The sequence below is a fragment of the Acidobacterium sp. FHG110202_01 genome (assembly GCF_059115305.1).
Map to the genome: position 1 here is coordinate 389,908 of NZ_JBZYWJ010000001.1, position 14,101 is coordinate 404,008.

The 14,101-nt window shown below is 55.3% G+C and carries 11 protein-coding genes and 1 riboswitch; of the genes, 7 read left to right on the plus strand and 4 right to left on the minus strand.

Features of this window, described 5'->3' with window-relative positions:
- Positions 1-131 precede the first annotated feature (131 nt).
- Positions 132-325: riboswitch (cobalamin riboswitch) on the plus strand.
- Positions 326-418: 93 nt separating this feature from the next.
- The 4 genes from AC5S16_RS01555 (at position 419) to AC5S16_RS01570 (ending at position 5,895) form a co-directional block, all read left to right on the plus strand.
- Positions 419-2,794: a ribonucleoside-diphosphate reductase subunit alpha gene (locus tag AC5S16_RS01555; RefSeq protein WP_493928241.1), complete on the plus strand. Its 2,376-nt coding sequence runs from the start codon at positions 419-421 to the stop codon at positions 2,792-2,794.
- A gap of 12 nt (positions 2,795-2,806) precedes the next feature.
- Complete coding sequence (locus AC5S16_RS01560; protein ID WP_493928242.1) at positions 2,807-3,829, plus strand: ribonucleotide-diphosphate reductase subunit beta; 1,023 nt, start codon at positions 2,807-2,809, stop codon at positions 3,827-3,829.
- A gap of 521 nt (positions 3,830-4,350) precedes the next feature.
- Entirely contained in the window at positions 4,351-4,809 is a 459-nt protein-coding gene (locus AC5S16_RS01565; protein WP_493928243.1) for a hypothetical protein, read from the plus strand.
- A 6-nt stretch (positions 4,810-4,815) separates the two neighbouring features.
- Positions 4,816-5,895 (plus strand): hypothetical protein, encoded by a 1,080-nt coding sequence (locus AC5S16_RS01570; RefSeq protein ID WP_493928244.1) that lies wholly within the window; start codon positions 4,816-4,818, stop codon positions 5,893-5,895.
- A gap of 105 nt (positions 5,896-6,000) precedes the next feature.
- Here the strand turns inward: AC5S16_RS01570 and metH are convergent, their stop codons facing one another.
- The 4 genes from metH to AC5S16_RS01590 all read right to left on the minus strand — a co-directional run bounded on the left by metH (position 6,001) and on the right by AC5S16_RS01590 (position 11,704).
- Positions 6,001-9,861, minus strand: coding sequence for a methionine synthase (gene metH, locus AC5S16_RS01575; RefSeq protein WP_493928245.1), 3,861 nt, complete (start codon positions 9,859-9,861; stop codon positions 6,001-6,003).
- Between the two features lie 166 nt (positions 9,862-10,027).
- Positions 10,028-10,840, minus strand: coding sequence for a mechanosensitive ion channel family protein (locus tag AC5S16_RS01580; RefSeq protein ID WP_493928246.1), 813 nt, complete (start codon positions 10,838-10,840; stop codon positions 10,028-10,030).
- A 19-nt stretch (positions 10,841-10,859) separates the two neighbouring features.
- Complete coding sequence (locus tag AC5S16_RS01585; RefSeq protein ID WP_493928247.1) at positions 10,860-11,084, minus strand: hypothetical protein; 225 nt, start codon at positions 11,082-11,084, stop codon at positions 10,860-10,862.
- A complete protein-coding gene (locus AC5S16_RS01590; RefSeq protein ID WP_493928248.1) occupies positions 11,081-11,704 on the minus strand; it encodes an RNA polymerase sigma factor in 624 nt (207 codons plus the stop codon). Before AC5S16_RS01590 ends, AC5S16_RS01585 begins: the two co-directional genes overlap by 4 nt.
- Positions 11,705-11,868: 164 nt before the next feature.
- Between AC5S16_RS01590 and mscL the strand changes: the two genes are divergently transcribed.
- From mscL to AC5S16_RS01605, 3 genes are all read left to right on the plus strand, one after another.
- On the plus strand, positions 11,869-12,273 hold the full coding sequence (mscL, locus tag AC5S16_RS01595) for a large conductance mechanosensitive channel protein MscL (RefSeq protein WP_493928249.1): 405 nt from the start codon (positions 11,869-11,871) through the stop codon (positions 12,271-12,273).
- Positions 12,274-12,335: 62 nt separating this feature from the next.
- Positions 12,336-12,764: a sunset domain-containing protein gene (locus AC5S16_RS01600; protein ID WP_493928250.1), complete on the plus strand. Its 429-nt coding sequence runs from the start codon at positions 12,336-12,338 to the stop codon at positions 12,762-12,764.
- A gap of 164 nt (positions 12,765-12,928) precedes the next feature.
- Positions 12,929-14,092: a DUF481 domain-containing protein gene (locus AC5S16_RS01605; RefSeq protein ID WP_493928251.1), complete on the plus strand. Its 1,164-nt coding sequence runs from the start codon at positions 12,929-12,931 to the stop codon at positions 14,090-14,092.
- Positions 14,093-14,101 lie beyond the last annotated feature (9 nt).

Below are 14,101 nucleotides of genomic sequence, written 5' to 3' on the forward strand. Positions count from 1 at the left end.
TTTCCCGAAAATCGGCCTCCAGCCGCCGATGAAATAGAAACTGGTGGTAACTTCGGCATTGCCGGTCCAGCCGAACGATTTGCACAGCCACCCCAACATATAGTGTTTGACTCCAAGGTATACTCTTGATAAAGTAGGTTTCACTTCGCGGTGCCTGATTGGAAGATCAGGCTGAAAAGGGAATCCGGTGAAAAGCCGGAACTGCCCCGCAGCGGTAAGCAGGAACGAACGCTCCGACAAAAGCACTGGTTCATCCACGAACCGGGAAGCTGGAGCAAGTAGGCAGCCTGCAAGTCCGAAGACCTGCCACGAAGACATTCGCTTACGCCTCCGCGGGGAGGTGAAGTGGCAGTGGCTTCCTGCTCCGTCTTTGGAGCGCTGCTTTCTTCTCTTTCCTCCGAGGCCAGGAGAGCAGCCGATGGCTACCGTTCAATCAAGTCTTTCCGATATTCTTCCTGGTTTTCCGATTCCCGAGGAAACACCAACGATGCACGTTCGCAAGCGCAATGGCGCGCTGGAGCGTGTCGATGTCAATAAGATTGTCCGCGCCGTGCAGCGATGCTCCTATGGGCTGTCGCATGTGGACGCGATTCGCGTTGCCAGTAAAACTATCGGCGGCCTCTACGATGGCGCAACCACGCGCGAACTGGACGCCATGTCCATCGATACGGCGGCATCGCTGATTGCAGAAGAGCCGCAATACTCAAAGCTGGCTGCGCGGCTGCTGCTGGGAACGATCCTTAAGGAAGTCGCAGGCCAGAACCTGCACTCATTTTCGCAGTCGATGGAATACGGCTGCCGGGAAGGCGTAGTGAATACGGCAACCGCGGAGTTTGTGAGCACGCATGCGCGCAAGCTCAACCACGCCATCGATGAGCAGCTTTCCGACCGCTTCGAATATTTCGGCCTGCGCACGGTGTATGACCGCTACCTGCTGCGCGATCCGCTCTCTCGCAAGGTCATCGAAACGCCTCAGTATTTCTTTCTTCGCGTGGCATGCGGGTTGGCAGGCACACCCAACGAAGCCATAGAGTTCTACAAGCTGATTGCTTCGCATGACTACATGCCGAGTTCTCCTACGCTATTTAATTCAGGCACCAAGCATGCGCAGATGTCCTCCTGCTACTTGCACGATTCACCGGTGGACTCACTCGAATCCATCTACGACGCTTATAAGGATGTTGCTCTGCTCTCGAAATTTTCCGGTGGTATCGGACTGGCCTTTCACCGCGTGCGCTCGGAAGGCTCGCTCATCCGCGCGACCAACGGACTCTCGAATGGCATCGTTCCCTGGCTGCGAACATTGGATAGCTCTGTGGCAGCAGTCAACCAGGGCGGCAAGCGCAAGGGAGCCTGCTGCGTCTATCTCGAGCCTTGGCATGCGGACATCGAGCAATTTCTCGAGCTGCGCGAGAACACCGGCGATCTTTCCCGACGCACTTACAATCTGAATCTTGCTAACTGGGTTTCGGACCTCTTTATGCGGCGCGTGGAAGAGGATGGCATGTGGTCGCTCTTCGATCCGAAGGTCGTTCCTCACCTGCCCGATCTTTATGGAGTCGAATTTGCCTCAGCATATGAGAGGGCAGAAGAAGAAAAGCTTTTCACCCGACAGATGAAGGCGCGTGATCTCTATGCGCGCATGATGCGCTGCCTGGCTGAGACTGGCAATGGCTGGATGACTTTCAAGGATGCCTGCAACCTGAAGTGCAACCAGACGGGCAGGCAGGGAAATGTCGTCCATCTCTCGAACCTCTGCACGGAAATTACAGAGGTGACATCCCGCGATGAGACGGCGGTATGCAATCTCGGCTCCATCAACCTTGCACGCCACGTCACCGATGGCGCCTTCGATTTCGACAAGCTGGCGCAGACGGTGAAGATTGCTGTTCCCATGCTTGACCGCGTCATCGACATCAACTATTACCCAATCTCTCAGGCAGCAAATGGGAATGCGCGTTGGCGTCCTGTTGGCCTTGGTATCATGGGCCTTCAGGATGTTTTCTTTCAACTGCGGCTGCCCTTTGATTCACCTGAGGCGCAGTATTTGTCAGCCCGCCTTCAGGAGGAAATCTATTATCACGCGCTCGCAGCCTCCTGCGAACTGGCAGAGCAGCATGGAGCGCATCCATCATTTGCAGAGACGCGGCTTGCTCAGGGCAAACTGCAGTTTGATCTCTGGGGCGTAAAGCCCGCTGACGAAGCGCGCTGGAATGAATTGCGCGAACGGATTCAGAAGCATGGTGTGCGCAACTCGCTGCTGATCGCCATCGCTCCGACAGCCACGATTGCATCCATCGTTGGCTGCTACGAATGCATTGAGCCGCAGATATCCAATCTCTTCAAGCGCGAGACGCTCTCCGGCGAGTTCCTTCAGGTCAATCGGTATCTGGTTGCGGAACTCAAGGAGCGCGATTTCTGGAATGAAGAATTTCGCATCCGCCTGAAATTGGCTGAAGGCTCTGTACAGTTGATGGAAGAGCTTCCTGACGATCTGAAGCAGATTTACCGCACGGTATGGGAGATCCCCATGCGCGGGCTGATCGATATGGCGCGCGACCGCAATGCCTATATCGATCAGAGCCAGTCGCTCAATCTGTTCTCCGAGTCGCCGAACATCGGCAAGCTCAGCTCCATGTATATGTATGCATGGAAAAGTGGTTTGAAGACCACTTACTATCTGCGCTCGCGGCCAGCAACGCGCATTGCCAAGACGACTGTTGCTAACGCTAACCCATCATCCGCCGTGGCCTGCCCTCTTGAGAACCCAGGCTCGTGCGAAGCATGCCAGTAAAAGGAGATTTCCATGTCATCTGTCCAGGCTCCTGAAGCCATTCTCGATCCGGGCCTCTGCCTTACGCTGCGGCCGATGCGTTATCCGGTCTTCTTCGATATGTTCCGCGACGGTATCAAGAACACGTGGACGGTCGAAGAAGTAGACTTCCAGACTGATCTGGTCGATCTGAAGCAGAGGCTCAGCCCTGCTGAGGTTCATCTCATCCAGCGGCTGGTGGCATTCTTTGCGACCGGCGATTCGATTGTCTCGAACAACCTGGTCCTCAATCTCTATAAGCACATCAACTCACCGGAAGCGCGGCTGTATCTTTCCCGGCAGCTTTTTGAGGAAGCGGTGCATGTGCAGTTCTACCTCACTTTGCTCGACAACTATGTGCCTGATCCCGACGAGCGTGCTGCTGCGTTTGCAGCGGTTGAAAACATCCCCTCCATCTCCAAGAAAGCCGATTTCTGCATGAAGTGGATGGATTCGATCCAGGAGCTCGATCAGCTTAAGACACGCGAGCATCGCAAGCAGTTTCTGCTGAACCTCATCTGCTTTGCTGCCTGCATTGAAGGGCTCTTCTTCTTTGCTGCGTTTGCTTATGTGTACTTCCTACGCTCCAAGGGGCTCCTGCATGGGCTGGCTGCCGGGACGAACTGGGTCTTTCGCGATGAGAGCTGCCACCTTGAGTTTGCCTTTGAGGTTGTGAATGTGGTCCGTGGCCAGGAGCCGGATTTGTGGGACGAGCAGCTGGAGCGCGACATTGTCCAGATGCTGCACGAGGCGGTGGATGCGGAGACTCAGTTTGCCGAGGACCTGCTGAGCGGCGGGGTGGCTGGGTTATCGGTGCGCGATATGCGGCAGTATCTGGGCTACGTCGCCGATGCGCGGCTCCAGCGGCTGGGCATTGCTCCTGCCTTCCATACGAAAAACCCTTTTTCGTTCATGGATCTGCAGGATGTTCAGGAACTGACGAACTTCTTTGAGCGGCGCGTCTCTGCTTACCAGACGGCGGTCGCCGGGGAGGTGGCTTTTCATGAAGATTTCTGACTTCTCCCTCTCAAGCTTCTTCCAGCCCGCATTGGCAAATTGACGCATCGTTGGACGTTTAACTAGGATACTCACCGCTTCTCAACTGGTTGAGGGGATATCGTAGGCTCCAAAATATCTTTCCACTGAAGCGATGCCACAGATTGGCAAGTTGTTTCAGTCTTCAGAATCGGTATGGAGTCGCTCAATGGACTGCTGGGAGCAACCTGATAGACCCTGAGAGCAAAGCAGGAAGACTTAAGTGAATCAAAACGTGTGGATAAGGGAGCGTGCGGTTTGTTCAACTCAGGTTGAAAGGGAACTGAATTCCGCAATAGCGCGTGTATCAGCCGCTGGCGGTATTGTTGCAGGGGATGATTGGGCGTTAGCTATCTCAAGGCCAACGGACAGAAGGACGGTGGCGTACGCAATGCGATAGATGAACATTGGTCTCCTCCTTGCCTCGCATTGGATTATAAATGCCGTAAATGGCGATAATTCACTTGGCATTGTACATAATTCGCGGCGAAAGTAGGTGAATTATGTCCTGTGCAAAAACGCTCGCAGCAGTGTCGGCCTTTCTGCTACTTGAGATGCTAAGCAGTGCCCAATGTGCTAGTGGCAAAGCTGCTGTACTAATGCCGTGCGGCTCAGTTGGATCATGTAGTCGCGTTTTCTACCCGACCCCAGACGCGGCATATGGAACAGGTCACAAATTCGCTGAAGTTGGAAAAACCGCTTACTGCGGTTATGGCGAAGATGGTCCGTGTTACATCACCTATGTTGCTGCAGGGGGTACTTGTGTTGGAATAGGTTTAAATGGTCCGGACGTAATGGATAAATTGGACAAGCTGTCTGCTAGAACAGGTATTTTAGTTGCATCTTGTGATGGCGGTCTTGTGCCATTCAGGAAAGAGATTCATGCTGCCAATTTCAACCCAGAGAAAGGGCTGGATAGACTAGACTCATCGCTGCTCGACAAGAAGTCCACTAAAGAGTGAACGGACATGCGTTATTTCGTAGCTGCGCTGGCGATTATTTCGGCGGTAAAGTGTCTTGCTGCGCAACCAAATCAAGACATAAAAGAAACACCTACGGCGGAAGTCTCGTCCGTTGTGCTTGAATTCGGGAAGCCTGAGCCGACACCTTTAGGGAAACAAGGAACCGTGGTGGCCGCAAACTACGGTTGTGCCAGCGATGGTTCAGTTTTTCTTCAGATTGCGGACTCGCCGAGCAATCTGATGCTGGAGTTGCACTCCCTAAAAAACGCGTCAGAAGATATCCGATATTCTCCGGGACATATACGAGGATACGGGACTATCTCTTTTCCACTGAACTTTTTTGAAAACGATAAATATGTAGCGACATTAGTAGAAGCGGAGTATGAGAAAAACCCCTTAGAAAAGAACAAGTCGGAGGGTGATACTGCACATTTAGTCCTGATTTACGATCGTAAGGGTGCCCTTCAGCATGTTGTTCCTATCCCTTCTGAGTTAGACGCAAAAGCTATCGGGCTGTATGGCTCAGGCGATTTGCTCATAGCTGCCATAAACAAATCAACCAAGGCCGCACGGCTCGTCGTTATGGATACAAGAGCGAACATAAAAACTGAGTTTTTTCTGTTTGACAATGACTATAACTCTAGCAAAGAAGCCAAGGACAGGCAGCCATTAGCTAAGCTGATTCCTGGCGGTGCCCTCGCTTTCCTGCAGATTGTGTCAGATGGGGAGAACCTTCTGTTAATTCCACGTACGACTTCCCAAGCAGTCATTGAAGTAAATGAGGCTGCTGTAGTGCGTTCTGTTCAATTGCAACTCCCACCAGGGCAGACCTTGAATTCCTTTCTTTCCATCAGTGATAGCTCCTGGAAAATCAAATCCTTTGCAAAAACTGATGAGAATGGGATTCTGCATGAAGGACCTGTATTTGAGTTCAATCCTTCAGATGGAAGTGTGATCCGCAGAATTGACTTGCCTCAGGGCACTTGGGTTAATCTTGCCTGTGAGCATGACGGAGAATATACAGCCTTGACCACCGACCGAGACATGGGTCGGTTGGAGCTACTGAGAGGCCATGTTCCAAGATGATCATCATCCACGATCAAGATGGTTCTGCACAAAGCTCATAAGGGGAGACCTCAGAAAACGTACACACTGCTTTTCAGCGCTATAGATGATTCGAGGGCTTGACAACTAGTCAGCGGGGTCGTAGTTCAGGTTTGGCCTGAGCCAGCGTTCGACCTCAGCGATGCTTAGACCCTTGCGTTCGTGGTAATCGGCAACCTGGTCGCGATCGATTTTGCCGACGCTGAAGTAACGCGATTCAGGGTGAGAGAAATAGAGGCCGCTTACGCTCGAACCAGGCCACATGGCGTAGGACTCGGTGAGCTTCATGCCGGTGCTTGCCTCCACATCGAGCAGGCGCCAGATTGTGCCTTTCTCCGTGTGATCGGGCGAGGCCGGGTAGCCGGGGGCCGGGCGGATGCCGCGATATTTTTCCTGGATGAGCTCCTCGCTGCTCAAGCGCTCGCAGCAGCCATAGCCCCACTCCTTGCGGACCTGCTTGTGCAGGTATTCGGCAAATGCCTCGGCCAGGCGGTCGGCGAGGGCTTCGGCCATGATCGCGTTGTAGTCGTCGTGCTCAGCCTTGAATCGATCGACCAACTCTTTCAGGCCGATGCCGCTGGTGACGGCGAATGCGCCGATGTGGTCCGGCAGCGCTGTTTCCTTCGACGCGATGAAATCGCTGAGCGCGCGGCAGGCTTCATTGCCCTCGCGGTTTGCCTGCTGACGCAGGAAGTGGAAGCGCTCCAGCACCTTTTTGCGCGTGCTGTCTGTATAAAGTTCCACATCGTCGCCAACGGCGTTGGCAGGGAAGAGGCCGTAGACGGCGCGCGCCGTGAGAAGGTTTCTCTCGATGATGCAATCGAGCAGGACATTGGCCTCTGTGAAGAGCTGGCGCGCCTGGGCTCCCTGTTTTTCGTCGTCAAAGATGCGCGGGTAAATGCCTTTCAGCTCCCAGGTATGGAAGAAGGGCGACCAGTCAATGAATTCGCGCAGCGTGGCGAGCGGGAAGTTATCGAGCACGCGCACGCCGGTAAATGAAGGAGCGGGAATTTCCTCTGCGCGCCACTCGATTGGAGTGCGCCGCTCGCGGGCGACCTGAATCGAAACTGTCGGCTGGCGCGGCGAAGCGTATGCCTTGCGCACTGCTTCGTACTCCGCGCGATGCTGCGCCACGAACTCCGGCTTGCCCTCCTCGCTCAGAAGGCTGGTGGTGACAGGCACGGCGCGGCTGGCGTCGACCACGTGGACGACCGGCTCGCTGTAATGCGGCGCGATCTTGATGGCTGTGTGCGCACGGCTGGTGGTTGCTCCGCCGATCAGCAGAGGTACTTTGAATTCGAGGCGCTCCATTTCGCGGGCCACGTGCACCATCTCATCGAGAGAAGGCGTGATGAGGCCGCTGAGGCCGATGATGTCGGCGTTTTCTGTTTTGGCCCGCTCGAGGATTTTTTCGGCGGGGACCATGACGCCCATGTCGATCACTTCATAGTTATTGCAAGCGAGCACGACGCCGACGATGTTCTTGCCGATGTCGTGAACGTCGCCCTTGACCGTGGCAAGCACGATCTTTCCCTGTGTCCGCACTTCCTGGCCGGCAGCAGCCATTGCGGCCTTTTCTTCTTCCATGAACGGAGTCAGATAGGCGACGGCCTTTTTCATCACGCGGGCGGACTTCACGACCTGCGGCAGGAACATCTTTCCCGCTCCGAAGAGATCGCCTACTACGCCCATGCCATCCATCAGCGGGCCTTCGATCACTGCCAGAGGGCGGCCCAGTTTGGCGCGTGCTTCTTCCGTGTCCGTATCGATGTAAGTGTCGATACCTTTGACCAGCGCGTGAGAGAGGCGTTCTTCAACTGTTCCGTGGCGCCACTCTTCGGTTTTCTTCTCGCTTGTTGTGGTCGTGCCGCCTTCGGCCTTCAGCTTTTCGCCGAACTCCACCAGCCGCTCGGTGGCATCAGGACGCCGATTGAGCAGTACATCTTCGACGAGCGTTTTCAGCTCCGGCTCAATCTCTTCGTAGACCTCGAGCATGCCGGCATTCACGATGCCCATATCCATGCCTGCCGCGATGGCGTGATAGAGAAACGCGGAGTGCATGGCCTCGCGGACTTTATTATTGCCGCGGAAACTGAAGGAGATATTCGAGACGCCGCCGCTTACTTTCGCATGCGGCAGGTTGGCCTTGATCCAGCGCGTGGCGTTGATGAAGTCAACGGCATAGTTATTGTGCTCCTCCATGCCGGTGGCCACGGTGAGGATGTTCGGGTCGAAGATGATGTCCTCGGGAGGGAAGCCGATGTCGTCGACAAGAATTCTGTAGGCGCGCTCGCAGATGCGAACCTTGTCTTCGTAAGTTGCGGCCTGGCCCTGTTCGTCGAAGGCCATCACCACTGCTGCAGCACCGTATTTGAGGATCGTCGCGGCATGCTGGCGGAACTTCGCCTCGCCTTCCTTGAGCGAAATCGAGTTCACGATGCCTTTGCCCTGCAGGCACTTCAATCCGGCCTCAATCACCTCCCACTTTGAGGAGTCAACCATGAAAGGCACCTTGGCGACTTCAGGCTCACTTGCCAGCAATTGCAGGAAGCGCGACATGGCGGCGACGCCGTCGATCATGCCTTCATCCATGCAGATATCGAGGACGTTGGCTCCGTTCTCGACCTGCTGGCGGGCAATGCTGACGGCTTCCTCGTACTTGCCTTCCTTGACGAGCTTCGCGAACTTCGGCGATCCGGCAACGTTGGTGCGCTCGCCGATCATGATGTAGACGCCCGGCTGTTGCGTGAAAGGCTGCGATCCGGAGAGGCGCAGCGGGCGCGGTTTTTCTATCGCTGCTTCAGCTACCGTTTCATGCGATGTACTGATAGAGGTTGATCGCAACTCGCGCGAAGGCTGGCCTTCAAGCGCTTTGGCGATGGCGGCGATGTGCTCAGGCGTATTGCCGCAGCATCCACCGGCAATATTGATCAAACCGCCTTTGGCAAACTCGCCCAGGTAGCGCGCCATGTCCGCGGGCCCCAGATCGAATCCTGTTGGCGAAAGGGGATTGGGCAGTCCGGCATTCGGATACGCGGAGACGGCGACCGTCGATTTTCCGGAGAGTTCCTCGAGGAACGGATACATCAGGTCTGGGCCGATGGAGCAGTTGAGGCCGACCGATAAAGGATGGATGTGCTCGACTGCGTTCCAGAAGGCTTCGACGGTTTGCGCGGAGATCATCGTCTCTCCGCCGCGGCCTACCGCTGCCGAGATCATCACCGGAAGCTCTTTGCCATCCTGATCGAAGACCTCGCGAATAGCAACCAGAGCTGCTTTGGCATTCAGCGAGTCGAAGATGGTCTCGACCAGAAGCAGGTCAGAGCCTCCAGCAATGAGAGCACGCACCTGCTGTATGTAGGCAGTCTTTACCTGATCGAAGGTGACGACGCGGAAGCCCGGATCATCGGCATCGGGCGAATTCGAGAGTGAGACGGTGAGAGGACCGATGGCTCCTGCGACGAAGCGCTGGCGCGAGGTTTCGTTTGCGACGCGATCGGCCCATTCGCGGCACTGCCGTGCGGACTGCTCGTTGATCTCCCAGGCAAGATTCGCAAGGAACGTGTCGTCGATGATCTTCTGATAGAACTCGGGGTCCTTGCGCCCGCCGTGTTCGCGCGGATCATCTACGAAGAACTCGCTTTGCGCGATACTGGTCGCTCCAAAAGTGTTCGTCTCGATGATGTCGGCCCCGGCTTCGAGGAAGCGCCGGTGGATGTCGCAGATCATTGCCGGCTGCGTCAGGGAGAAGATGTCGCCGTTGTTCAGCAGGTCCTTTTTAGAATTCTTGAACCGCTCTCCGCGGATATCTGCTTCCTTCATGCCATAGGTGCGGATGGTCGTGCCCATCGCTCCATCGATGATGGCAATGCGGCTTTGCAGAATCTTCTGAAGAGGATGTTGGCCGGCTGTCTTCATGTCCCTCCTGTGGCCCTGGTCTACTTCCATTATCTCATTCGTATTCAGGAACTTCGCGCAGGCTGTGCCTTGGCGTCACGCAGGTGCAGGGATTCCACCCTGCACCTGTATTTGTATATAGAGGAGATACACGGGCGAAAGGATTCGCCATGGAGGAGCGAGAAACCTGCACTGAGCGGTGCTCAGGCGGCAGCTATCAGTCAGTCGTCTGCTTGCTGGTCTGTTCCAGGAAGTTCGAATTTGCGATCATGATGTCCCGGCCGTCGCTTTCGATGACCGCATGGGTCGCGGTGATGGCTGTCAATGTGCCGCTCTGCCCGGCGACCTCAAGTGGCTTGCCGATGGCCAGGACCTTGCGGGCATAGAATCCGGTCACGATGTTCCGTACGATGTCGCGTGTGCCCAGCCCGAATGCGAGCCCGAAGGCAAGAGCTCCGGCCCCGAGGAGGAAGCTGGTCACGATCCGGATCATCTCGGTATCGATCTTCAGCTGGCCAATCGCCATCATGGCAACGATGAAGACGATCAATGCCGAAACCAGTCTGCCCAGCGTGGAAGCTGAGTCGATCCCGGCGCTTTCCGCGGCCTGTGTCACCATCTGTCCTGCGAATTGTCCGAGCGTAGTCCCAAGAATCAGAAGCAGAAGAGCGGCGATGATGTTCGGCAAGTAATCGAAGAAAGCTCCGATTGCATTCGAAATGGCAGACAGGCCGAGCGCGTCGCTGGCCGTCTTGGCGAGCAGAAAAATAATCAGGAAATAGATGAGCTTGGGAAGAAAAATATTCAACTGCTGACGCAGGCCGATCCTTTGCAGCGCTTTGTCAATGCCGGCCCTTTCCATCAGGCTGTCAAAGCGCAGGCGCACCAGCATGGTGCGCAGCACGATCTCGACAACTTTGGCGACCACAAGGCCGAGGACGATCAGAACAATTCCTACAGCTACCTTCGGCAGCGCAGCAACAACAGAGGCCCCAAGGTTTCGAAACGAATCAAGAAGTTTTTCCTCCACGCCCGGCATCCTTTCCTGTCTACTTCAGATTGAGGTGCTCCACCAACATCATCCAGAATTCCTTTAGCACAACTATAGGCATATCGAAAGCGAAAGAAGTTACCTGGGCCGCTGTAGTGCGGCGTCCGATTGCGCGCCGAATCCGCGCCAGGAGCCCGGTGGAAACGTCATGCTCAAATCCGGCTAACGCTGTGATGCGTTCGCCCGGATCTACTTCTCCCTCGGGTTTTTCTCCATTGCTCATCTCCCACCCGCTACTGCTTCAGCCGATCGCGCCTTCTCGTATCGAGCTTTGAATTCTTCGCGCGCGCGCTTGATCCGCATCTTTGTCGCGGAGAGACCAATCCCCAAAGACTGCGCTACTTCCTCATATGACAACTCATCCATATCGCAGAGAACCAGCGGCACCCTGAGTGTGCTGGGCATTGAATCCAGAACAGCGCTGATGATCTGGCGATCGCCGATCGTTCCGGCAAGCTGCTCTGCCGTTACCTTTACCTTGAGTTCGTCAAACTCGTCGACGTCGGGATCTCCAATGTCGACAAACGAGCGGCCGCTCTGCTTCTTGAGATAGTTTAGGCAATGGTTGATTTTGATCCGCTGCAGCCAGTGCCGGAAGGAAGACTTTCTTTCAAATCCCCGAAGCCCGAAGAAAACTTTTACGAGTACCTCCTGGGCCAGGTCTTCAGCATTGTTGGAATCCCGCGTAATGCCGCGGCAGTTGGCGACGACACGTTTCTGGTAGCGCAGCACCAGCTTTTCAAAAGCGCGGAGGTCGCCTTCAGGCGCATGCAACGCCTGAACTAGAAGGTCTTCATCTGGATCAGGAGCAGGGCTGGCCCACCCAGCCGAGGTACTGTTCATACAGTCCTAAGCATCTCATACCTTCCGCCGTAGTCCCACATGTTGCGTTCGAGGCGCTGCCCGGACCTTTCTGAAAATTTGCCCGATTATCAGACCAATGTGACTTTCCTGAACAACCCGTTGTCTTGACCAAGTGAAGGACAGAATTCAGGAGAAAGACTTCCATGTTCAAAGGATTCCGTGATTTTATTTTGCGGGGCAACGTTGTTGACCTGGCAGTAGGCGTGGTTATGGGCGCAGCGTTCGGCACAGTGGTCACTGCCCTCGTCAAGGACCTGATCACCCCCATCATTGCAGCGCTCGTCCAGAAGCCTGATTTTTCCGGCTTCTTCTTCGAAGTCAACGGGTCAAAGTTTCTCTACGGCGACTTCGCCAACGCCATCATCTCGTTTCTCTTGATCGCAGCATCGATCTATTTCTTTGTCGTTCTGCCGGTCAACAGCCTGATGAACCGGCTAAAAAAGGAGCCGGCCCCAGCAGCCCCCGACAAGAAAAAATGCCCTGAATGCAAAAGCGATATCGCGATCGATGCGCGACGCTGTGCGTTCTGCACCTCACCTGTTTCCTGAGTGATTGTTGCTACTACCGCAAGCCCCTTATGCAGCGAATGAATCTTCAAGGAGAACGACAGATGTCACCAAAGACAAAAGGAAGTTCACTTTTATCCGCGGCTCTAGCTCTCATCCTCGGCGTGGCACCTCTTATCGCGCAGACCACGCAGTCAACTCCCACGAACGCAACCCCTGATGCAACCACATCCACAACGGTAAAGAAGGCCAAAAAAAAGAAGACCGACCCCTCCGCCACGTCCGCCTCTGCATCCGCTAACGGAAACACGCTGGCAGACGTGAAAACCATCAACTCCACTCCGGCTGACAAGCCGCAGGCTGCGACGTCCGCGCCACCACAGAAGGGCATGGTCTGGGTGAACACGAGCTCAGGTGTTTATCACCGCGAGGGCAGCAGGTACTACGGAAAAACCAAACAGGGCAAATACATGTCCGAGGCTGACGCCGAGAAGGCCGGCTATCACGTCGCGAAGAGCGAAGCAAAACAATAGCTCTTCCGATTGCTTATTCGGGGTAGGCGGCTTACAGCCAAGGCCGCCTGCCACAACTCGCACATTCGCCATGTCTGAACTTCGGCCCGCAAGGGTGCAGGGAGACCGCTTGCGTCCGAACCATGCTTAACAGAAAACACACGATGAAGAGAGGTTTCTGATTCATGCTGAACCAGTCTTTTTACCGATTCCTGAAAACGATACCCGCCGCAGCTGTCCTGGTGGCTGGTTTTCTGCCCGGAGGGCTTGTCGAGAAAGCCCATGCACAGAACGCTTCCAGCCCTGACATTCTTACCCTCTCCAATGGCGACCAGCTCAGAGGCAAGCTTCTCAGCGAGGCCAATGGAACGGTAACTTTCCACAGCGACGGCGCAGGCGATCTGACTCTGACGTGGGACAAGATCAAGTCCATCCAGACATCGCAGCGCTTTGCTGTTATTCAGCAGGGGCAGCATATCTCGCGAAAGACTCCGGACTCCGAAGTGCCCAAGGGCGCTGTGTCGATACAGGATGGCAAGGTCCAGGTAGAAGCAAAGGAAGTTCCGCAAGCAAACGCGCAGTACCTGGTCGATGAAGACACTTACACCAAAGAAATTCACAGCCATCCCGGTTGGGCGCATGGCTGGAATGGGTCCTTAAGCGCAGGCGTTGCTGACGTGGAAGCAACACAGAACAGCCGCACCTTTACTGGCGCCGCAAACTTCATCCGGACGATTCCGACGGTCAACTGGCTCGATCCGCGCTATCGGACGACAGCCAATTTTGCCGCCGCCTATGGATCGCTTACGCAGCCCGGCACTCCGACTACAAAGACCAACATCATTCATGGCGATGTGGAGCAGGATTGGTTTCTGTCACCCAGGCTCTACGCGCTTGTGGATGCTTCCTGGGATCACAACTACTCCCAGGGCTTGAGTCTGCAGCAGATTTACGGCGGCGGCCTCGGCTTTGTCGCCTTTAAGACGCCTCGGCAGGAGCTCGACCTCAAGGGTGATATTCACTACGAGCGGCAGCACTTTGGATTCACCCCTGGGGTTGAGCCACCAGTCAAGACACCCGATCAGGATCTGATTGGAGCCAATATCGGCGACACCTACATGGCGAAGCTGGTGCACGGCATTGTCTTCAACCAGGGCTTGGTAGTCACCCCAGCATTCAACACGCCGAGCGCGTGGTCAGCGCTGGCCAACGCAGGCCTGACCTTCCCGGTCTACAAGCGGCTTGGCTTCAACCTTTCAGCTCTCGACGCCTTCCTGAATGACCCTGCCTATGGCAGTAAGAAGAACTCCTTCCAGTTCAGCGCCGGCATCACTTACACGCTGAGATAGGAAAAGGGA

What these genes read in the sequence shown, in the direction of transcription:
- AC5S16_RS01555 (WP_493928241.1), top strand. Translation starts at nt 419, where the DNA reads ATGGCTACCGTTCAATCAAGTCTTTCCGATATTCTTCCTGGTTTTCCG.
- AC5S16_RS01560 (WP_493928242.1), top strand. Translation starts at nt 2,807, where the DNA reads ATGTCATCTGTCCAGGCTCCTGAAGCCATTCTCGATCCGGGCCTCTGC.
- AC5S16_RS01565 (WP_493928243.1), top strand. Translation starts at nt 4,351, where the DNA reads ATGTCCTGTGCAAAAACGCTCGCAGCAGTGTCGGCCTTTCTGCTACTT.
- AC5S16_RS01570 (WP_493928244.1), top strand. Translation starts at nt 4,816, where the DNA reads ATGCGTTATTTCGTAGCTGCGCTGGCGATTATTTCGGCGGTAAAGTGT.
- metH (WP_493928245.1), bottom strand. Translation starts at nt 9,861, where the DNA reads ATGGAAGTAGACCAGGGCCACAGGAGGGACATGAAGACAGCCGGCCAA.
- AC5S16_RS01585 (WP_493928247.1), bottom strand. Translation starts at nt 11,084, where the DNA reads ATGAGCAATGGAGAAAAACCCGAGGGAGAAGTAGATCCGGGCGAACGC.
- AC5S16_RS01590 (WP_493928248.1), bottom strand. Translation starts at nt 11,704, where the DNA reads ATGAACAGTACCTCGGCTGGGTGGGCCAGCCCTGCTCCTGATCCAGAT.
- mscL (WP_493928249.1), top strand. Translation starts at nt 11,869, where the DNA reads ATGTTCAAAGGATTCCGTGATTTTATTTTGCGGGGCAACGTTGTTGAC.
- AC5S16_RS01600 (WP_493928250.1), top strand. Translation starts at nt 12,336, where the DNA reads ATGTCACCAAAGACAAAAGGAAGTTCACTTTTATCCGCGGCTCTAGCT.
- AC5S16_RS01605 (WP_493928251.1), top strand. Translation starts at nt 12,929, where the DNA reads ATGCTGAACCAGTCTTTTTACCGATTCCTGAAAACGATACCCGCCGCA.